Here is a 20,935-nt window from a genome sequence, read left to right on the forward strand (position 1 = left end):
CGCACCCGACGATCCGGCCCGCGGTTCGCTCCACCGACAAGATTTGTCGCCCCGGGGTGCGAATCTTGTCGGTTGAAGCGGGCGGGGACGGCGCGCGGGACGAGGCGACCCGCCGCCCGGGCGAGGTCAGAAGAGCCCGCGGATCGTGCCCTCGTCGTCGACGGTGATCGTGTTCGCGGCCGGCTTGGCGGGAAGCCCCGGCATCGTCATGATGTCCCCGCAGATCATCACGATGAAGCGCGCTCCGGCCGCGAGCCGCACCTCGCGGATGTCGACGACGTGGTGCGCGGGCGCGCCGCGCAGTTTCGGGTCGGTCGAGAACGAGTACTGCGTCTTCGCGACGCAGACCGGGTAGGCGCCGTAGCCCTCGTCCTGCAGGCGGTGGATCTGATCGCGCACCTTCGTCGACGCGATGATGTCGGTCGCGTGGTAGATCCGGGTCGCGATCGCCTTCATCTTGTCCCAGAGCGTGTCGGAGTCGGCGTACGTGAAGCGCAGCTCCCCGTCCGCTCGCTCCGACCGCGCGGTGCATAGGCGCACCACCTCGCGCGCGAGGTCTTCGGCGCCGGTGCCGCCTTCGGCGTAGTGCTTGGCGACGATCGCGGTCGCACCGGCGGCCTCGACGGCGGCGATCACGGCGGCGATCTCGGCATCCGTGTCCTCTGCGCGATGGTTGATCGCGACGACGGCGGGGATGTTCCACGTGTCGCGGACCGTGCGCAGGTGGCGACGCAGATTCGGCAGGCCGTGCTCGAGCGCGGCGACGTTCTCGGTCGGCAGGTCCGGGACGTCGACGCCGCCGTGGTACTTCAGCGCCCGCACGGTGGCGACGATCACCGCGGCCGACGGGCGCAGTCCCGTGGTGCGGCACAGGATGTCGACGAACTTCTCCGCACCGAGGTCGGCGCCGAACCCCGCCTCAGTGACCACGTAGTCCGCCAGGCGCAGCGCGGCGCCGGTGGCGATCACGGAACTGCAGCCGTGGGCGATGTTCGCGAACGGGCCGCCGTGCACGAAGGCGGGGGTGTTCTCGAGCGTCTGCACGAGGTTCGGTGCGAGGGCGTTGCGCAGCACCGCCGTCATCGCGCCGTGCGCGTCGAGGTCGCGGGCGCGCACCGGCATCCTGCTGCGCGTGTAGCCGACGACGATGTCGCCGAGCCGCTCCCGCAGGTCGGCGATGCTGACCGCGAGGCAGAAGATGGCCATGACCTCGGATGCCACGACGATGTCGAACCCGGACTCCCGCGGATAGCCGTTGCCGGCGCCGCCGAGCCCGATGACGACGTCGCGCAGCGACCGGTCGTTCACGTCGAGCACGCGCCGCCACGTGATGCGCCGGGCGTCGATGCCGAGCGCGTTGCCGTGATTGATGTGGTTGTCGATCATCGCGGCCAGCAGGTTCGTGGCGGCCTCGATCGCGGCGAAGTCGCCGGTGAAGTGGAGGTTGATGTCTTCCATCGGCACCACCTGGGCGTAGCCGCCGCCGGCCGCGCCGCCCTTCATGCCGAACACCGGGCCGAGCGCCGGCTCGCGCAGGCAGATCATGGCCTTCTCGCCGATCCGGGTGAGGGCGTCGCCGAGTCCGACCGTCGTGGTGGTCTTGCCCTCGCCGGCGGGCGTGGGCGACAGCGCCGTCATCAGCACGAGCTTGCCCTGCGGACGATCCTCCAGCGACGCGAGGTACGGCAGCGACACCTTGCCCTTGAAACGTCCGTACGGTTCCAGGCTGTCGGCGGGGATGCCGAGACCGGCCGCCACCTCCCCGATCGGGAGCATCCGTGCGGACTGCGCGATCTCGATGTTGCTGAGGCTCATCGTCGAACCCTCTCCGGCCCGCCGGGTGGTGCGAGCCCTCAGGACGCGGCCCTCGTCGGCCGCCCCGCCAGCCTAGGCGCGCCGGGTGCGGTTTGGGCTTCGACAAGCTCAGCCCGCCCGATCACGCGCCCTGCGCCCGGGCCGCGCCCTGAACCCGATCTCGCGTCCTGAACCCGACCTCGCCCTGAGCCTGTCGAAGGGCAGCTGCGTTTCGTCTCGGTCGCGCTGCGCGCGTCCTCGCTCAACGACCGGGGGGGTCGCGCTGCGCCCGGGGTCGCGGGGCGACCGGGGGTCGCGCTGCGCCCGGGGTCGCGCTGCGCCCGAACCCGATCTCGCACCCCGAAGCCGGTCTCGCGCCCTGAGCCTGTCGAAGGGCAGTACCCCGGACTCAGCCGGCCGTGTACTCGATGCCCCAGGTCAGCGTCCACGCCTCGCCGGGTTCCAGCCAGCGCAAACCGGTGCCGGAGTTCAGGGCGTCGGTCGGCGCCGTCATCGGCTCGACCGCGATCGCCACGTCGCGGCCCGGGTAGTCGGCGTTGAGGTACAGCACGCGGAAGTCGAATCCCTCGCCCTGCCAGAGGGTCACCCGGCCTCCGTCGGCGGCGGTCAGGGTGGTTCGGGCGATGCCGTCCGCGTCCCGGTGCAGGTCGGTGTACACCGTGTCAAGCGCGAGCTCGGACAGGGTGCGCGGCTGCCGGATGTCGGTCGCGGCATCCACCGGCTGCAGGTCGATGGGCAGCATCCGGTCGTCGGTCACATACCGGGAATCAGCGGGGGAGTGCAGGGTCAGCTCGCTCGCCGGCACGTCGCCGAGGGTGAGGTACGGGTGCGTGCCGAGGGCGACGGGGGCATCCTGCTCGCCGACGTTGTCGATGCGGTGCGTGACCGTGAGTCCCGCGTCGCTGACCGCATACGTCACCTCGGTGGCGAGGTGGAACGGGTATCCGGACTGCGGGAACACGTCGGCTGCGAGCGTGAGCCGCTCGGGCACCTTCTCGACGGCGCGGTAGGCGGCGAACCGCAGCAGGCCGTGCGAGGCGTTGTGGAACTTCGGCTCCGTGATCGCGAGCTGGTAGGTCTCGCCGCGCTGGCTCCAGCGGCCGTCGCGCACCCGGTTCGGCCACGGCACCAGCACGATGCCGGATGCTGCGGGCGTCGGCATGCTCGCCGGGTAGGGCGCGACGACGGGGACGCCGCCGACGTCGAGCCCGCGCAGGGCAGCGCCCACCTCGGTGACGCGCGCGGTCACGCCGCCGCCCGGGGCGGTGAGCTGGTACTGAGTGCCCGTGGGGGAGGACGGGATGCCGGAGGGGGAGGTCACGGCATCCATTCTGCTCGGGGAATGCCGCCGACGGCTGCGGATGCCGGTGCCCGGGTGTTCTCCCAGGCGCATCCGGTATCGTTGAGGTGTCGGCTTCGAGGCACCGCTTTATCCAGGCGGAAATCGTTGTTTGTCGCCTCGTGGGGCCGATGTCTCGCACTGTTCTGTGCGATTGACCATCATGTGAATGGCCCCCGGCCGACGGATGTCCGGGATGATCAGGCGTTTCCGCGTTCCTGATCGCTGTTCTCGTGCGAGAACTCCGAAAGGACACACCCATGCCCAAGAATCACAAGCAGGGCGGAAGCCGAGCCCAGAGCTTCGACCCGCGCTACGCGAAGAAGAGCGGCTACCGCCCCGGCGGCCAGCGCGACTTCGGACGTGACGAGCGCCGTGACGGTGGTCGTGACGACCGTCGGGATGCCCCGCAGAAGGCCGGTTCGCGCAGCCCGAACCACCGCGGTTACCGCCCGGCCGAGACCGACGGCGCCGCGAAGAAGTCCCGCTGGACGGCATCCGACCGCGCCGGCCGCGACGAGGCCCGCGGCATCCGCACCCACTCCCGCGACGCGCGCGGCGGACGTGACTTCGGCGACCGTCCGGCTCGTTCGTTCGACAACGACCGGCCGCGCCGTGAGTACGGCAATGACCGTCCGACCCGTTCGTACGACAACGACCGGCCGAAGCGCTCGTATGACGACCGTCCCCAGCGTTCGTACGGCAACGATCGTTCGCAGCGGTCGTACGACGACCGTCCCCGTCGTGAGTACGGCAACGACCGTCCGCAGCGGTCGTACGGCACTGACCGCCCGGCTCGTTCGTACGACAACGACCGTCAGAAGCGCTCGTACGACGACCGTCCTCGTCGTGAGTATGGCAGCGACCGTCCCCGTCGTGAGTACGGCAATGACCGTCCCGCACGTTCGTACGACAACGACCGTCCGAAGCGCTCGTACGACGACCGTCCGGCTCGTTCGTACAACGACCGGCCCGCTCGTTCGTACGACAACGACCGTCCGAAGCGGTCGTACGACGACCGTCCTCGTCGTGAGTACGGCAGCGACCGCCCGCAGCGTTCGTACGACAACGACCGTCCCCGTCGCGAGTACAGCAACGATCGTCCGGCTCGTTCGTACGACAGCGACCGCCCGAAGCGTGACGACCGGGCCGTGCGCCCGAACCGCTCCGACTGGAACGCGACCCCGAAGCAGCACGACGAGCATGTCGACGTGGTGCACGAGCGTCTACAGGCCGAGGCGATCGCCGCGGAGACCGTCGCCGGTCAGGGCTTCGCCGAACTCGGCCTCGGCGACAACATCGTCCGCGCGCTCGCCGATCTGGGGGCGGCATCCCCGTTCCCGATCCAGGCCGCGACGATCTCCCCGATCCTCGAGGGCAAGGACGTCCTGGCGCGCGGCCGCACCGGCTCGGGCAAGACGATCGCGTTCGGCGCCCCGCTCGTGGAGTCGCTGCTGCGCGCCCGCGCCGGCAAGCCCCGCGAGTTCGGTCGCAAGCCGACCGCGCTGATCCTCGCCCCGACCCGTGAGCTGGCGCTGCAGATCGACCGCACTGTGCAGCCGATCGCGCGCAGCGTCGGCCTGTTCACCACGCAGATCTACGGCGGTGTGCCGCAGGCGCGCCAGGTGGGCGCGCTGAAGAAGGGCGTCGACATCATCGTCGGCACCCCGGGCCGCATCGAGGACCTCATCAACCAGGGCAAGCTCGATCTCTCCGACATCCGCATCGTCGTGCTCGACGAAGCCGACCACATGTCGGAGCTCGGCTTCCTCGAGCCGATGCAGCGCATCCTGCGTCTGGTCGGCACGGGGCTCGACACCCCCACGCAGAAGCTGCTGTTCTCGGCGACGCTCGACCGCGAGGTCGCCGCGCTGGTGGACGAGTTCCTCGTGGAGCCGTCGGTCTACGAGGTCGCTGGCGAAGACCAGGACTCGGGCACCATCGACCACCGCGTGCTCGTCATCGACCACCGCGACAAGGCGGAGCTCGTGGAGCGGCTCGTCGACCGTGACGGCAAGACCCTCGTGTTCACGCGCACTCGGGCGTACGCCGAGATGCTCGCCGAGCAGTTCGAGGATGCCGGCATCAACGCCGTCGCCCTCCACGGTGACCTCAACCAGGCCAAGCGCACGCGCAACCTGAAGCGCCTCACCGACGGCCGCGTCAACGTGCTCGTCGCCACCGACGTCGCCGCCCGCGGCATCCACGTCGACGACATCGACCTCGTCGTGCAGGCCGACGCTCCCGACGAGTACAAGACGTACCTGCACCGTGCCGGCCGCACCGGCCGTGCCGGTCGTTCGGGCACCGTCGTGACGCTCATTACGCGTCAGCGCCGCCGTCGCATGACCGAGATGCTCGAGCGCGCCGAGATCGAGGCCCCGTTCGAGGACGCCCGCCCCGGTGACGACCTCATCGAGGAACTCGCCGGCAACCTGCCGACCGACGCGGAGCTCACCGGGGCGGCTCCCGCCGAGTAAGCAGCGTCCCCGATTCCGGATGCCTCGTCCCGCCGTTGCGGGGCGGGGCATCCGTCGTTTGGAGGGGCTTCGCCCGACAATGATCCCGATCAGGGGTCGATGCGTTCGCGCAGCGTGGTGTCCGGGCTGGTGCGGGCGAGCCGTGTGATCGGGATCAGCGGAGTGATGCCGAAGACGAGAACCGGCATGGTGATTCCTGCAATCAGGAACACGAACCAGTTCGTGGGGAATCCGATCCCAGTCGTCATGGCCACGACGGTCGCGATCACCGCTCCCCCGATGATCCCCACTGCGCCGATGATCCCTCCGATGCCTATGAGGATGCAGAGGAACAATCCCACGACTTGTCGTCGAGTCCATCCGAGCGCGATCAGCAGACCGATCGAGCCGCGACGCGTAGCGAGCACTGCAGAGCCGAGCACCCAGGCGAGGATTGTGAGGATGACGCAGAGCGCGACGATGGCGATGAGCGAGACGGACCGCATCAGCTGCTGTGTGACGGTGAGGCCGGTCAACAGGCTCGCGAAGCTCGAGGCGCTGTACCCCTGGGTCCGGGCTTCGCTGATCACGTCGCCCAGAGCGGCCGTGGAGTCTGCAACCGCATATGCCTTCGGATAGACGTAGTTCTGGTCGAACCAGGCGGGGCTTTGCCCACGGTCATCAGCGACAACGAGCCGGAGCAGATCCGGCGCGCCGTAGGCTGTGCCCGGAACGTCGAGCGAGGCAGCTGCGCTGTCGTACACGCCGACGATCCGGATGGGTGTATATGTCCCGGTGCCAGTTCCATCCCCGTCGAGCGCGCGCTTGGCGTGCTCGAGGACGACGCTGTCTCCGACCCTCGCATGCAACGCATGCAACGTCGAGCTGTCAACGATCACCTCGCCGGCGCCGCGCGGTTCGCGTCCGTCCGTGAGGACGGGTTGGATCGCCGGAACTCGTGATGTGAGGGCTACCCCGACCGCGGGGGTGTTCGACGATTGGTGGATCGCGACGCTGGCCTGGGTCCACCCGGTGATCTCCTGAACATGGTCCAGGTGCCCCGCGCTCTCGATCGCGGCCGTGGTCAGCTCCTTGGGGCTCGCGGACGTTCCATAACTGTCCAACTCGATACTGCGAAGTGCCGTGGCGCCGAGACCGTCGGGTCGCTCGGCCTGGCTGTCTGCATAAGCGGAGGCGGCTCCGAGAGTGCCGATGAACACAGCAACCGCAATGCTCGACAATGCGATCGCAACCGTGAACCTCTTGAGCATGGGAGCGAACAGCCACCCGGCCCGCGTGAGCGTCGTCAACGGAATGCTCCGTCCGCAAGGCAAATCCGATCTGTCACGAAGGGGCCGACCCTAGCGTCATGTGAGGCGACCAGGACTGCACGCCCCGCTTCGGCCTGCGCGGCAAGCAAGCGTCCGACCGCCCGCGCGTTCTCATCGTCGAGGCTCGCTGTCGGCTCGTCGACAACGAGGTTGGCGGGTGCATTCATCAATGCCCGAGCGAGAGAGACGCGATGCTGTTGGCCGCCGGAAAGCAGATTTCCCCGGGTGTCGACCATGTGCTTGAGGCCGACCTCGCTGAGCAGACGACGAGCTGCACGACGATCGTTTTGGATGCCGGCGAGCATGACGTTCTGGACCGCTGTCAATTCTCCGAGCAGCAGTGGCGACTGGGGCATGAATCCCACTCGTACACCGCGCGCCGAACGCGCCTCCGCGCGGCCGCGACGGATGTCGTATTCCTGGCCGTCGAGGAGCACCGTTCCTCGGTCGGGGTGGATCAGCAATGCGGCGAGTCCGAGGACAGTGGACTTCCCGCTTCCGGATTCTCCCGACAGCCAGACCACCGACCCGTTCGGTACCCGAAGCGTCAGATCGCGCAGGACGGTCCGGTCGCCATACGACTTCGCTATTCCGTTGAGCTCGATCATCGATCGTCCCTGTCGTACTCGACGCCGAATTGGGTGTTGACCAGCAAGGCCGTCTGTGCGAGGTCGCAGTCCAGGGGATGGCGGGGATCACCTGTCGCACGCGCCATCGCGGGGTGCCCTGTGCAGCCGATCCGATGCGAGACGATCGCCGCGACGGCCGCTACCTGCTGGCCCCAGTCGACATCCGCGCCGTCGAGGACTGCTAGTCGATAGAACAGCCAAGGACTGGTGATCCCGTCAGATGTGATCGCTGAGGGAAGGTGAACGACATAGGAGTCGTAGTAGGTCAGGATCTCATCGGAGTTTGCGAGGACGTGGTCCTGCGCCAGGACAAGGATCGCGTCGACGACGCCCTCGTTCGCGTTGGTGACGAGCGCCGGTTTGACCGTCACCCCGGGGACTGTGATCCCGGCATTGAGCAGCGCCTCGAGGATCGCGGCGAGCGACCGGGCGTCGTCCACGGAGTAGCTCCGTTGCTCGATTCGACGGACGATGTCGTCGCGGATCGCCTGTTGCGGGGTCGTCAATGGATGGTGTCCTGCCACGATTGCCAGTGCGCGCGCCTTCGTTGCATCGTTCATCGACTGATCCCGCTCAAGAGAATCCTCGACTGAGTGAAATGTGCCATGAGCGTCCGCAAGAGCTGTAAACGCGTCCCCAAGCGCCAGTTTCGCCTCGTAGGTGTTGTCGATCGTCCCGACAAACTCGACATGCTGCCGGTAGAGGCCCGACGAGCGGTCGAGCCTGCTCTGCGCACGATGGAGGTACGCCGCGAAGAGTTCTGGTCCACCGCCGCCCGCGTGGATCGCGCGAGCGAGAGCAGCCGCTTCGACGTCGTTGCCATCGGCGAGCTTGCTGAGCCGAGAACTCGCGGCCTGCATGACCTGGTCGATCGGTGGCCCTTCGAGCATGTACCCGCGTCGACTCAACTCAACGGACGCCCACACGTCGAGTGCCCAGCCAACCGGCCCGTTGTGGGAGTTCTCGGCAATCTGCGATCGCTTGTACTGCGTGCATTGAAGTTGTTCACGTTCGCATGCGTCGACGACGCGCCAACGCGCGAGGGAGTTGAGTGACTTGACCCTGGAAACCGCGCGCAGAGCGGCCCTCACCGCGACGGATTTGTGATGAGTCGACTCGTCGACGACGGCGGCGATCCACAGCGCGGTGACGGCGTCGTCGGTCACGGGATCCGTGCGCGGTAACGGGACGGCGCTGACGGGAGCCACCTTGTGCTGGGACAGCGCGAGAAGCGCGAGCGAGACGCTCCGCCACCGGGCGGGGATCGCGCGATTCGCACTGTTGTTCAAGACGTGCGGGGATGCGGCCACACTCATATCCACTGGGTGAGAAGCGAGTCCCACATCAGTTGCCGCCGATAGCAGGACTGCTGAGGAATAGAGATCGATCGCAGGCTGCCTTCCAACGGCCGGGTTGAAGAAGAGTCCCGAATTATCGATCAACGACCGAAATTCTCCTGCGAGGCGTGCTTGCGTCGCCGCCTGCGCCGAGGAGAGCGTGCTCTCTGGCTGTTTCACACAACCAGAGAGCGCTCCCGTCAGGCACACAACTAGGGCGAGGAAGACTAAACCAACTCGCGTGTGCTTTGACCGCACGTCACACGTGAGCGGAAACTGTGATCAGCGTCCCGCCCACCTTGGTGGACGCAGTTGAGTAGACGCCGATGTACAGCGTCGACCAGGACGCACATACGGTTCCCGAGATGCCGGCGTACGACGCTCTCGTATTCTTTACTCGAGCGGCGGGGGAAGAACCGTTGTTGCCGGATACGGACACCCCGACGCCCTTGATCGATGCAGATGCGCCAATACCGATCGGATCCCAATCCACATCGTTCTGGATGTAGGACAGCGATTTGGTTGCCTTAGCGCTGGTCAGGAAAGAACCGCAGTTGTCGCCCCCCAGAATTGTCTGCCTCCACACATTCGCTGTCAGTTTGCCTCCGCTGAAGCCTTTCGTGTTTGAGTCACTTTGTGCATAGGCCGCGCCAGGCACCAGGAGTGCTCCGGCGACCGCGGCAGCGAGCGACATCCCCAAGATTCTCGACTTTGTCTTCACGAGTTCTCCTCATGTTCTTCGGCTGCCCCGTAAGGTCCAACCCATTACTGCATTGGTAACAGGGTTGACCACGGCTCCGCAAACACTCATGAAATCGCCGCATCACTTCGGGTTGCAGCCTTGTCGGATGCCGGTATGCATTGATGCAACGACACAATGAGTGGCCGTTCGCGGCTACCCAAGAAAATGTGCCTGATCGATGACTCAATTCGCCCGGCGTGCAATCCGGCTAAGGGCTCAGTCATTCCGATTCAGAAGGAGCGACAACCAGAATTGCGGGCGTGCGCACGCGCACACAAATTCAGAACAGCCGGGTGGTGCCGGCATCCACTGCGGGGCGGCGGCCGGTGCGGATCACGGGGCCTGGACGCGGCGCGGTGAACCGCGGCTGCTCCTCTTCGAGGCGGCCGTCGAGCCCGTATCGGCGGACGAGGGGGCGCACCCGTTTCGCCAGCCAGGCGCGGTACGCCTTGGGCGCCTGCGTCGCTGCTCCCGGATAGAGCGCCCGATACGACGACAGCAGTTCCGGATGCTCCCGCGCGAGCCACTGCTGGAACCAGGGCTTCACCCCGGGCCGCAGATGCAGCGCGCCGAAGACGACCCGCGCGGCCCCGGCATCCCGGATGCGTCGCAGGGCATCGTCAAGGGAGGGGATCGAATCCGTGAGGTGCGGCAGGATCGGCATCAGGAAGGCGGTCACCGCGAAGTCGGCATCCGTCGCGGCGCGTACCGTCTCGAGTCGCGCGTTCGTCGTCGGGGTGCCGGGCTCGATCGAGTGCTGGAGGGCATCGTCGAACACCGCGATCGACATGGCCAGGCTGATGTCGACGGTGCCCGCGGCATCCTTGATCAGCGGAAGGTCGCGTCGCAGCATCGTCCCCTTGGTGAGGATCGAGAACGGCGTGCCCGAGTCGGTGAGCGCCGAGATGATTCCCGGCATCAGCCGGTAGCGACCCTCGGCGCGCTGATACGGGTCGGTGTTCGTGCCGAGGGCGACGTGCTCGTGCTGCCAGGACCCGCGGCTGAGCTCGCGTCGCAGTACCTCCGCGACATTGACCTTGACGACCACCTGCGAGTCGAAGTCGCGGCCGGCATCCAGATCGAGGTACTCGTGGGTGCCACGAGCAAAGCAGTAGACGCATGCATGCGTGCAACCGCGATACGGGTTCACGGTCCAGTCGAACGGCATCGCGGATGTCTGGGGTACGTGGTTGAGTGCGCTGCGGGCGAGCACCTCGTGGAATGTCATGCCGGCGAACTCGGGCGTGGTGACGGAGCGCACCAGCCCGCTCAGGTGCTCAAGACCGGGCAGTGCATCCGTGTCCGTGGCATCCAGCTCCTGTCCGTTCCACCGCATAATCTTGAGTAGAACACAGATACGATAGTGTGTCAATCGAAGATCGAACATACCTGGGAGAGGGCTGGAACCCGCCGCCGCAGAGCGTGGGACTGAGTATCATGGATGCTGGAACTTGATCCCATCTACTCGACGGCGAGAGGCAGGCGCGACATGGAACGCGACATCTTTGACGAAGACCACGAGGCATTCCGCGAGGTCGTCCTGGAATTCATCAAGCGGTACGTCACGAACGAGTCGATCGCCCGCTGGGAGAGCGACGGCGAGATCGACCGCGCGACGATGCTCGCCGCGGGCGAAGCGGGCCTGATCGGCCTGTCGGTCCCCGAGGAATTCGGCGGAGCCGGGATGCTGCAGGACTACCGCTTCCGCACCATCGTCATGGAAGAGGTCATCCGCGCCGGTGCCGGATCCCTCGCCGGCGCGTTCGGCATCCAGGACGACCTGGCCGTTCCCTATGTCGTGCACATGGGCACCGACGAGCAGAAGGCGAAGTGGCTGCCGAAGATGGCCACCGGCGAGGTGCTCGGCGCACTCGCGATGACCGAGCCCGGCGCCGGCAGCGACCTGCGCGGCATCAAGACCACCGCGAAGCGGGTCGAGGGCGGGTACCTCGTCAACGGCGCGAAGACGTTCATCTCCAGCGGCAAGACCGCCGACATGGTCGTGACCTTCGTCAAGACCGGCGAGGGCAACCGTCCCGACGCCTTCAGCCTGGTGATTCTCGAGAACGGGATGCCCGGCTTCGAGCACGGCAAGAAGCTCAGCAAGATGGGCTTCCACGGCCACGACACGGCCGAGCTGTCGTTCACCGACGTCTTCGTGCCCCAGGAGAACCTCATCAGCGGCACCGAGGGCAAGGGCTTCATCCAGCTGATGATGAACCTGCCGCTCGAGCGCCTCTCGATCGCCGTCGCCGGAGCCGCGGCCGCCGAGGCGGCATTCGAGTGGACCCTCGCCTACACGAAGGACCGCCAGGCGTTCGGCGAGCGGATCATCGACTTCCAGAACACGCGCTTCCAGCTCGCGGACGTCGCCGTCACCGTGGACGCACTGTGGGCGTACGTCGACAAGGCCCTGCTCGCCTACAAGGACGGCAAGCTGTCGGCCGAGGAGGCCGCGAAGATCAAGTTCTGGGCCACCGAACGCGAGTGGGAGGTCGTCGACACCTGCGTGCAGCTGCACGGCGGCTACGGCTACATCACCGAGTATCCGATCGCCCGCGCGTTCCTCGACGCCCGTGTGCACCGCATCTACGGCGGCACCAACGAGATCATGCGCGACATCGTGAGCCGCCAGCTCGCGAAGTAGTCGCCCCGAGGTGGGTGCCCCGGCCCGCTGGGCCGGGGCATCCTGCGTTTTTCGGGCATCCTGCTCGTCCCCCGCGTCGCCCTCGCTCGTCACGATGTGCGGGCCGTGGTGCGTTTCGTGACGACTGAGCCGTTGCGGGCCGCTTCGTTCGTCACGATGCGCGGGCCGGGGTGCGTTTCGTGACGAGTGAGCCGCTGGCGGCTGCGCCCGGTGGGATGCGGGTCCTCTCGACTCGTCACGATGTGCGGGCGTCCGCTTCGTGACGAGTCAGACGCCCGGCGCGCTTCGCTCGTCACGATGTGCGGGCCGTGGTGCGTTTCGTGACGAGAGCCGCCGGCGGCTGCGCCCGGTGGGGTGGATGCCGATCCCTCTCGACTCGTCACGATGCGCGGGCGTCCGCTTCGTGACGAGTGAGCCGTTGCGGGCCGCTTCGGTCGTCACGAAGTCAGGTCCGGGATGCGTTTCGTGACGAGTGAGACGGGCCGGCGTGCTTCGCTCGTCACGATGTGCGGGCCGTGGTGCGTTTCGTGACGACTGAGCGTGGGGGATGCCGGGCCGCTTCGCTCGTCACGATGCGCGGGCCCGGGTGCGTTTCGTGACGAGTGAGCCGCTGGCGGCTGCGCCCGGTGGGATGCCGGGTCCTCTCGACTCGTCACGATGCGCGGGACGCGTGGCGTTTCGTGACGACTGAGCGTCGGGGATGCCGGGCCGCCTCGCTCGTCACGATGCGCGGCCGGCGCTGCACATCGTGACGACCGGACCCGGCGCCCGCGCATCAGAACACCACGAACAGCGCCGCCGAGACCGCCCAGAACAGCACGATGAACACCGCGTCGCGGGTGCGGAAGGGGACCGGGTGGCGCTCGGTGCGCGTGGGGTGTGCACCGAAGGCGCGGGCATCCATCGCGAGCGCCACCCGCTCGGCGTGGCGGATCGCCCCCGCCAGGAGGGGCACGACGTAGCCGAAGCCGCGCGCGATCGCGGCGAACGGACCGGAGCCGCCGTGGGCACCGCGAACCCGGTGCGCCTGCCGGATCAACTCGAGCTCGTGCCGGAAACGCGGCACGAATCGAAACGCCGCGATCGCCGTGTACCCGACGCGGTACGACACCCGCAGCTGCTGCACCAGAGAACGGGCCAGGTCGGGTCCGGAGGTCGTCATCCCCGCGATCAGGGCGAGCGCGATGATCGCGACGAGCCGCAGGGCTGTGGCGAAGCCCACCTGCAGCGCTCCGCCGTAAAGCGTCCAGCCGCCGATCTGCCACACGACCACGGCGTGCGAGACGCGGGCGGCATCCGTCCACACCGCCAGCCCGAAGCCGATCACCACGGCCGCGACCGGCAGCGCGAACAGCAGCATTGCGAGCAGCCGCGTCATCCGCATGCCGATCAGCAGCGCCGCGTAAGCGAGCACGATGAAGGCGAGCGGGGTCGCGGCATCCCGCACGAACACGAGCACGATCATCGCCGGCAGGGGAGCGGCGAGCTTGGCCAGCGGATTCAGACCGTCCAGGAACCGGATGCTCACCGATCGCCTCCGGGGAGATCGGCGATTCGGGTCGCACCGGCGAGCTCCGGATGCCGCGTGAGGCCCGCGAGCGCTCGCAGCAGCGGCGGCGGACGCAGCCCGGTGCGCTGCAGCAGCGCGTCGTCGGCGAAGATCTGACTGGGCGTTCCGTCTCCCGCGATGCGCCCGGCGTCCATCACGATCACCCGATCGGCGTGGTCGGCGACCAGCTGCATGTCGTGCGTGACCACCACCACGGTGGTCCCGTGGGCGTTGAGGTCGGTCAGGATGCCGAGGAGCTCGGCGGCGCGGGCGCGATCCTGACCGAACGTGGGCTCGTCCAGCGCGAGCACCGGGGCCCCCGCGATGAGCGCCGTCCCGACCGACAGGCGGCGCTTCTGGCCACCGGACAGCAGGAACGGATGGAGGTCGGCGTGGGCCGTGAGACCGAACCGGCCGAGCATCTCGTCGACCGCCCGGTCCGGGATGCCGCCGAAACGCAGTTCGTCGCGGACCGTGTGCGCCACGAACTGGTGTTCCGGATTCTGGAACACGAACCCGACCGTCCGCGCACGGGCGCGTGCGTCGAGGCGAGCCAGGTCGGCGCCCGCGATCCGCACCGCCCCGCGCGGTGGGCGGATGACGCCGGCGAGGGCCTGCAGGAGGGTCGTCTTTCCGGCGCCGTTCGCCCCGACGACGGCGACGAACGAGCCCGCCGCGATGTCGAGGTCGATGCCGTGCAGCACCGCGGTGCGTCCGCGCCGGATGCGCAGGTCGCGGACCGAGACGAGGGGAGGGGCGGTGAGGGCCGCGACCGGGGGCTCAGGCGTTTCGTCTCGCTGCGCTCGCTCAACGACCGGGGGGTGAACGACCGGGGGCTCAACGACCGGGGATCCCGGGATCCGCTCCAGCGCCCCCCGCAGCTGGGTGGGCGTCAGCGGGAGCGGATCGATCGGGTAGCCGGCATCCTGCAGGCGCAGCGCGGCCAGCGTCGAGACCGGCAGCCACACTCCGAGCCCTGCGAGCGTGCGAGCCCGCGAATGCAGCACCTCGTCGACTGGTCCGTCCGCGACGAGGCGGCCGCCGGCATCCAGCACGATCACGCGGGTCGCCAGCTCGACGGCCGCGTCGAGGTTGTGCTCGACGAGCACGATCGCGCGGTCCTGTCCGGCGACCTCGCGCAGCACCGCGTACACCTCGTCGATGCCCTGCGGATCGAGGTTGGCGGTGGGCTCGTCGAGTACCAGCAGCGGGGATCCCATCGCCAGTGCGGCGGCGATCGCGAGGCGCTGGCGTCCTCCGCCGGACAGCCGGTCGGGGTTGTCGTCGTGCCGGTCGGCGAGTCCGACGCGGCGCAGCGCCTCCGCGGAGCGCGCCAGCACGTCGGCGACCGGCAGCAGCAGGTTCTCCGGTCCGAACGCGACCTCGTCGAAGACGGTTCCGGTGACCACCTGAGCGTCGGGATCCTGGAACACCATGCCGACGTGCGCGCTGAGCGCTCCCGGCGTGGATTCGGATGCCACGAGACCGCCCACCTCGATCGTCCCGTCGACGTCGGCGGGAACGTCGTGGGGGATCAGGCCGTTCAGCGTCAGGGCCAGGGTCGACTTGCCCGAGCCCGACGGTCCGAGCACCAGCACCACCTCGCCGGGGCGCACGTCGAACGACACCCCGCGGAGCGCGGGCGACGCGGCATCCGGAAACGACACCGACAGGTCGCGCACGCGCAGCAGGGGCGCCGCCGAAGGGTCAGGCATGGCGGGCCGTCAGCGGCGCACGGTGCGCGCGACGCCGGCGTTTCGCAGGGCGATGCCGATGCGCAGGCCCACCCAGGTCCACAGCAGCGGTCCGAGGATCAGCACCACGTACAGCGTGATCACCGCCCACAGCGGCAGGGCCGCCGCGTTCAGTGCGAATCCCATGACCACGGCCAGGGCGCCGCCGACGATCACGGCGGAGATGAAGTACCGCCAGGTCTGCCACGACCGGTAGCGGGTGAGGGCGGCGATCCCCTCCTGCAGGCCGCCGATCAGCAGCGCGGTGCCGAGATAGCGGGCGATCCACTGCGGAGCGAATGCGCTCGCGACGAGAGCCGCGAACAGGTGCGTGAGAAGCGCCACCCAGGGCAGCCGCAGCAGCGACTGCGCGATGATGCCGGGGATGACGTGCGAGCCGAGCACGAGACCGTACAGGACCGGGACCGCGGCGAACACGACCGGGCTGAGGTAGCCGGCGACCGTGGCCAGCAGCCCGGATGCGACGCCGATCGCGGCGCAGATCAGGAGGACGCGCGTCGTGAGGGTGCGAGCAGCCGGCATCGCGCCAGTCTATCCGCAGAAGTGAGGGTACCCTAACCCCTGTTCAGATGCGGCGTCGGCGCCGCGCAAGGCGCACGTGCGGCATCTCGGGGGCCGGGATGCGGGTGTCGTGTCCGGGCACGTCGCCGAACCGGGCATCCTGCGCCTCCCACGCCTCGCGGGCCTCGACGATCTCCTCGTGGGTGCGGCCGACGAAGTTCCACCACATCACGATGTCGTCCTCGAACGGCTCCCCGCCGAGCAGGAACACGGTGGCGTCGGTCGCCGCGTGCACCTCGACGGCGTCGCGGTGCACGCCGAGGTAGAGCAGCTGGTCCGGTCCGGCCGCGGCGCCCGCGACCGAGACCTCGCCGAAGACCCCCACGACCCCGTACTCCCAGTGCGGGTGCAGCGGCAGCGTCGCCGAGGTGCCGGCCCGCAGGTTCAGCTCCGCGCCGACGATGGGCGTGTACGCCGAGGCGGGGGATGCCACCCCCGCGAACTCTCCCAGCACGACGGTCGCGCGGTTCCCGTCGCCCACGTCGACGGTCGGCAGCGCCGTGTGCTGCTCGAATGCGGGCACGCCGTGACGACGCGACTCGGGAAGGGCGACCCACAGCTGCAGGGCGTCGATGGGCACCGGCCCGTCGCCGGTCGAGTACTCCGAGTGCGCGATGCCGTCGCCGGCCGTCATGAGGTTCAGCTGGCCGCGGTCGATGAGCACGTCGCTGCCCAGGGTGTCGCGGTGGCGCACCTCGCCGACGAACGGCCAGGTCACCGTCTGCAGGCCGATGTGCGGGTGCGGATCGACGCGCATCATCGCCTCCTGCGGGCCGAACCGGTCCAGGAAGCACCAGGCGCCGATGAGCGGCAGGTCCCGCTGCGGCAGCAGCCGCCGCACGTCCATCGCGCGCAGGCCTCCGAGCGGCACCTCTCGGGCCTCGAGCAGGATCGTCCGCGGACCGTCGCAGTCGGCGGCGGACTCGACGGCGGCGGGCTCGGTGGCGGCATCCAGACGGGTCATGCCGTCAGGGTACGCTCCCTGCCGAGGATGCGGGTCGGCGGCATCCAGCCGGGGCTGGCAGACTCGATTGATGCCTGTCTCGCTCCTGGATGCCGTTCCGAGCGGCGCCGACCCCGACGACGTCTACCTGGGGTTCGTCGCCTGGGCCGAGGATCAGGGCATCACGCTCTACCCCGCGCAGGACGAGGCGGTCATGGAGCTCGTCACCGGCGCGCACGTGATCCTCTCGACGCCGACGGGCACCGGCAAGTCCCTCGTCGCGATCGCCGCGCACGCGGCATCCCTCGCGCGCGGCGGCCGCACCTACTACACGGCACCGATCAAAGCGCTGGTCAGCGAGAAGTTCTTCGCCCTCGTCGACATCTTCGGCGCGGAGAACGTCGGCATGGTCACCGGCGACTCGTCCGTCAACGCGGACGCCCCGATCGTGTGCTGCACGGCCGAGATCCTCGCGAACCTGGCCCTGCGGCAGGGGGCGGATGCCGACGTCGCCCAGGTCGTGATGGACGAGTTCCACTACTACGGCGACCCCGACCGCGGGTGGGCGTGGCAGGTGCCGCTGCTGCTTCTGCCGCGCACGCAGTTCGTGCTCATGTCGGCGACCCTCGGCGACGTCACCGCGATCGCCGACGACCTCACCCGGCGCACGGGCCGCGCCGTCGCGCGGATCACCGGCGTCGAGCGACCCGTGCCGCTGCACTTCGAGTACGTGCGCACCCCGATCCACGAGACCGTCGAGCAGCTGCTGCACACCGCGCGCTCGCCGATCTACATCGTGCACTTCTCCCAGGCGGCGGCGATGGAGCGCGCGCAGGCGCTGTCGAGCATCCGCATCGTCAGCCGCGAGCAGCGGGATGCCATCGCCGAGGCGATCGGGGGCTTCCGGTTCACCACCGCGTTCGGACGCACGCTGTCGCGCTACGTGCGCGCGGGCATCGGCGTGCACCACGCCGGGATGCTGCCCCGCTACCGGCGCCTGGTGGAGACCCTCGCGCAGCGCGGGCTCCTCCGGGTCATCTGCGGCACCGACACCCTCGGAGTCGGCATCAACGTGCCGATCCGCGCCGTGCTGCTGACCGCGCTGACGAAGTTCGACGGGCAGAAGATGCGCCAGCTCACCGCGCGCGAGTTCCACCAGATCGCCGGTCGCGCCGGCCGGGCCGGATACGACACCGCCGGCGACGTCGTCGTGATGGCGCCCGAGCACGAGATCGAGAACGCCGCCGCCATCGCCAAGGCCGGCGACGACCCCAAGAAGCTGAAGAAGCTCACCCGCAAGAAGGCGCCGCAGGGGTTCGTGAACTGGACCGAGACCTCGTACGAGCGACTCATCGCCGCCGAGCCCGAGCCGCTCACCCCGCAGCTGCAGCTCACCGCGGCGATGCTCATCAACGTCATCGCCCGCGGCGGCGACGTGCTCGCAGGCGTCCGCTCGCTCGTCTTCGACAATCACGAGCCGAAGGCGCGGCAGTACGAGCTGGCGCGGCGGGCGATCGCGATCTTCCGCACGCTCGTGGTCGCCGGCGTCGTCGAATGGGGCCCCGCGCCCGGAGGCTCTGCGCGGCGCGCCAGCGACGCGGGGAGTGGGGGTGGGGAGGATGCGGCCGGCATCCGCCTCACCGTCGACCTGCAGCCGAACTTCGCGCTCAACCAGCCGCTGTCGCCGTTCGCGCTCGCCGCGATCGACCTGCTCGATCCGCAGGTCGAGCTGCGCGAGCCCGGGGCGCCGGCATCCGGAACCGTGGCCGGCACGGGCCACTACGCGTTGGATGTCGTCAGCGTCATCGAGTCGACCCTCGACGACCCGCGGCCGGTGCTCTCGCAGCAGGAGTTCCGGGCGCGCGGCGAGGCGGTCGCGGCGATGAAGCGCGACGGGCTCGACTACGACGAGCGCATGGAGGCGCTCGAGGAGATCACCTACCCGAAGCCGCTCGAGGAGCTGCTGACCCAGTCCTACGAGGTGTTCGCGTCGAGCCAGCCCTGGGTGCTCGACTTCGCACTGCGCCCGAAGTCCGTGGTGCGCGACATGTTCGAGCAGGCGCTGTCGTTCGCCGAGCTCATCTCGCTGTACCAGCTGGCACGCAGCGAGGGGCTCGTGCTGCGCTACCTGTCCGACGCGTACCGCGCGATTCGGCAGACCGTGCCGGCCGACGCCCGCACCCCCGAGCTGCTGGATGTCATCGAGTGGCTCGGCGAGATGGTGCGCCAGGTCGACTCGAGCCTCGTCGACGAGTGGGAGTCGCTGATCAATCCGACCGTCGACCCCGATGCCCCGGTCGTCCCGCCCGCCCCGGCGTCGGTGCTCACGAACCGGCGTGCGTTCAACGTGCTGGTGCGCAACGAGCTGTTCCGGCGCGTGCAGCTCGCGGCCTTGCAGCGTGACGACGAGCTGGTCGAGCTCGATCCGGATGCCGGCTGGCCCGAAGCCCTGGACGCCTACTACGACGAGCACGACGAGATCCTCACCGGGGGCGCCGCCCGGTCCACGTCGCTCGTGACGATCGACGAGTCCGGGACCCTGGAGTCGGGCACGTGGGCCGTGGAGCAGACCATCGACGACCCGGCCGGCGACCACGACTGGCGCATCCGCGGGGTCGTGGACCTGGCGGCATCCGACGAGGCCGGAACCGCCGTGGTCCGGGTGACCGAGGTCGTGCGCCTGTAGCGGTGCGCCGGGCACGGATGGCGGCGATTCGAACGCCTGGCGGTGGATGCCGACCGATCGCGACCGGCATCCGTCCGATCGACCGCCATTCGTGACCGCGGGTGACATGCAGAGTGCATGCGGGTATGCTGGATTGCATGTCGACCCTGCAGATCCGGGACGTGCCGCCCGACGTGCACCGCACGTTGAAGGCGCGTGCCGCGGCATCCGGACGCAGCCTGTCCGAGTATGCGCTCACCGTCCTGCAGCAGGATGCCCGCACCCCGACGCTCGACGAACTCCTCGAGCGGGTGCGGCTGCGCGGTGCCGTCGACCTCGGCTCCCAGGCGACCGACATCCTCCGCGCGGAGCGTGACGCGGCCTGATGGGGCTGGTGCTCGACGCATCCGTGCTGACGGAGCTGCTCGTGATGAGCCCGCTCGGCGCGCGGGCCCTGACGCACGTGTCACCCGCGCGCGGCGACCTGCACGTGCCGCACCTCGCCGACGTCGAGTGCACGTCGGTGTTCCGCGGGCTCGTTCGCGGCGGCATCCTGACCTCCGAACGGGCCGGGCAGGCGCTGGTCGACCTGCGGGACTTCCCGGCGCGGCGCTGGCCCGGCGGCGTGCTCCTCGAGCGCGTCTGGGAGCTGCGCGACAACCTCACCGCCTACGACGCGACGTACGTCGCGCTCGCCGAGGCGCTGGATGCCGACCTCATCACCGCCGACGCGAAGCTCGCGCGCGGAGCGGCCGGGGCCACCTCGGCCACGATCATCGTGGTCAGCTAGGCCAGTCGATCTTCAGGCCGGGAACCTCGGTCTTGCGCAGGTACTTCGTGACGAAGGGGCACAGCGGCACGACGGTCTCGCCGCGGGACGCGACGTCGGCCATCGCCCGCGACACGAGCACCTGCCCCAGCCCGCGCCCGCCGAACTCGGGCTCGACCACGGTGTGCGGGAACACGAGTCGTCCCTCCGGATCCGCGTGGAAGAGAGTGAACCCGGCCGCCTTGCCGTCCACTCGGACCTCGTAGCGGTCAGGTGTGCGGACGACCTCGATCTGCTCATCAGCCATGCCTTCGAGCCTAGGGGCGCCGGGCGCTGGTCGGTTCGGGTGCCAGGTTCTGCGGGTTGTGGGCGTGGAAGTTGGCGCCTGAGGGGTT

17 protein-coding genes are annotated in these 20,935 nt (G+C 69.0%); 5 read left to right on the plus strand and 12 right to left on the minus strand.

What is annotated here, in order from left to right:
• Nucleotides 1-126: 126 nt before the first annotated feature.
• The gene (locus LK09_RS12925; protein ID WP_039400041.1) at nt 127-1,815 is read right to left on the minus strand and encodes a formate--tetrahydrofolate ligase; all 1,689 of its coding nucleotides are present in this window, start codon (nt 1,813-1,815) and stop codon (nt 127-129) included.
• A gap of 388 nt (nt 1,816-2,203) precedes the next feature.
• Nucleotides 2,204-3,136 carry an aldose 1-epimerase family protein gene (locus LK09_RS12930; protein ID WP_231563034.1) on the minus strand — a complete coding sequence of 311 codons (933 nt, stop codon included), beginning with the start codon at nt 3,134-3,136 and terminating at the stop codon, nt 2,204-2,206.
• 278 nt (nt 3,137-3,414) lie between these two features.
• On the opposite strand from LK09_RS12930, the gene LK09_RS12935 reads away from it, so the two are divergent.
• Nucleotides 3,415-5,634, plus strand: a complete 2,220-nt coding sequence (locus LK09_RS12935; protein WP_039400042.1) for a DEAD/DEAH box helicase — start codon at nt 3,415-3,417, stop codon at nt 5,632-5,634.
• Nucleotides 5,635-5,723: 89 nt separating this feature from the next.
• On the opposite strand, the gene LK09_RS12940 is transcribed toward LK09_RS12935, so the two are convergent.
• The 5 genes from LK09_RS12940 to LK09_RS12950 form a co-directional block, all read right to left on the minus strand.
• Nucleotides 5,724-6,923 carry an FtsX-like permease family protein gene (locus tag LK09_RS12940; protein WP_039400044.1) on the minus strand — a complete coding sequence of 400 codons (1,200 nt, stop codon included), beginning with the start codon at nt 6,921-6,923 and terminating at the stop codon, nt 5,724-5,726.
• Complete coding sequence (locus tag LK09_RS21165; RefSeq protein ID WP_082008241.1) at nt 6,920-7,552, minus strand: ABC transporter ATP-binding protein; 633 nt, start codon at nt 7,550-7,552, stop codon at nt 6,920-6,922. The genes LK09_RS12940 and LK09_RS21165 overlap by 4 nt, the downstream gene beginning before the upstream one ends.
• The gene (locus tag LK09_RS12945; RefSeq protein WP_156138789.1) at nt 7,549-8,739 is read right to left on the minus strand and encodes a hypothetical protein; all 1,191 of its coding nucleotides are present in this window, start codon (nt 8,737-8,739) and stop codon (nt 7,549-7,551) included. Before LK09_RS12945 ends, LK09_RS21165 begins: the two co-directional genes overlap by 4 nt.
• Nucleotides 8,740-9,169: 430 nt before the next feature.
• On the minus strand, nt 9,170-9,604 hold the full coding sequence (locus LK09_RS21520; RefSeq protein ID WP_156138791.1) for a hypothetical protein: 435 nt from the start codon (nt 9,602-9,604) through the stop codon (nt 9,170-9,172).
• 328 nt (nt 9,605-9,932) lie between these two features.
• Nucleotides 9,933-10,988, minus strand: a complete 1,056-nt coding sequence (locus tag LK09_RS12950; RefSeq protein ID WP_052226740.1) for an Rv2578c family radical SAM protein — start codon at nt 10,986-10,988, stop codon at nt 9,933-9,935.
• Between the two features lie 153 nt (nt 10,989-11,141).
• On the opposite strand from LK09_RS12950, the gene LK09_RS12955 reads away from it, so the two are divergent.
• Nucleotides 11,142-12,299 carry an acyl-CoA dehydrogenase family protein gene (locus tag LK09_RS12955; protein WP_039400049.1) on the plus strand — a complete coding sequence of 386 codons (1,158 nt, stop codon included), beginning with the start codon at nt 11,142-11,144 and terminating at the stop codon, nt 12,297-12,299.
• A 775-nt stretch (nt 12,300-13,074) separates the two neighbouring features.
• On the opposite strand, the gene LK09_RS12960 is transcribed toward LK09_RS12955, so the two are convergent.
• The 4 genes from LK09_RS12960 to LK09_RS12975 are packed head-to-tail and all read right to left on the minus strand — an operon-like array spanning nt 13,075 to nt 17,127.
• Nucleotides 13,075-13,827 carry an energy-coupling factor transporter transmembrane component T gene (locus tag LK09_RS12960; protein ID WP_039400052.1) on the minus strand — a complete coding sequence of 251 codons (753 nt, stop codon included), beginning with the start codon at nt 13,825-13,827 and terminating at the stop codon, nt 13,075-13,077.
• Nucleotides 13,824-15,563, minus strand: a complete 1,740-nt coding sequence (locus LK09_RS12965) for an ABC transporter ATP-binding protein (protein WP_039400054.1) — start codon at nt 15,561-15,563, stop codon at nt 13,824-13,826. Before LK09_RS12965 ends, LK09_RS12960 begins: the two co-directional genes overlap by 4 nt.
• A 9-nt stretch (nt 15,564-15,572) precedes the next feature.
• A complete protein-coding gene (locus LK09_RS12970) occupies nt 15,573-16,124 on the minus strand; it encodes an ECF transporter S component (RefSeq protein ID WP_039400057.1) in 552 nt (183 codons plus the stop codon).
• A 43-nt stretch (nt 16,125-16,167) separates the two neighbouring features.
• Complete coding sequence (locus LK09_RS12975; RefSeq protein ID WP_039400060.1) at nt 16,168-17,127, minus strand: pirin family protein; 960 nt, start codon at nt 17,125-17,127, stop codon at nt 16,168-16,170.
• Between the two features lie 70 nt (nt 17,128-17,197).
• Here LK09_RS12975 and LK09_RS12980 point away from each other — a divergent pair, with 70 nt between their 5' ends.
• From LK09_RS12980 to LK09_RS12990, 3 genes are all read left to right on the plus strand, one after another.
• The gene (locus LK09_RS12980) at nt 17,198-19,792 is read left to right on the plus strand and encodes a DEAD/DEAH box helicase (protein WP_039400062.1); all 2,595 of its coding nucleotides are present in this window, start codon (nt 17,198-17,200) and stop codon (nt 19,790-19,792) included.
• A 137-nt stretch (nt 19,793-19,929) separates the two neighbouring features.
• Nucleotides 19,930-20,157: a FitA-like ribbon-helix-helix domain-containing protein gene (locus LK09_RS12985; RefSeq protein WP_039400065.1), complete on the plus strand. Its 228-nt coding sequence runs from the start codon at nt 19,930-19,932 to the stop codon at nt 20,155-20,157.
• Complete coding sequence (locus tag LK09_RS12990) at nt 20,157-20,561, plus strand: type II toxin-antitoxin system VapC family toxin (protein WP_039400067.1); 405 nt, start codon at nt 20,157-20,159, stop codon at nt 20,559-20,561. The genes LK09_RS12985 and LK09_RS12990 overlap by 1 nt, the downstream gene beginning before the upstream one ends.
• Here the strand turns inward: LK09_RS12990 and LK09_RS12995 are convergent.
• The gene (locus LK09_RS12995) at nt 20,554-20,847 is read right to left on the minus strand and encodes a GNAT family N-acetyltransferase (protein ID WP_039400070.1); all 294 of its coding nucleotides are present in this window, start codon (nt 20,845-20,847) and stop codon (nt 20,554-20,556) included. The two genes, LK09_RS12990 and LK09_RS12995, sit on opposite strands and share 8 nt — an antisense overlap.
• Nucleotides 20,848-20,935 lie beyond the last annotated feature (88 nt).

Source organism: Microbacterium mangrovi (assembly GCF_000802305.1).
Taxonomy (GTDB): domain Bacteria; phylum Actinomycetota; class Actinomycetes; order Actinomycetales; family Microbacteriaceae; genus Microbacterium; species Microbacterium mangrovi.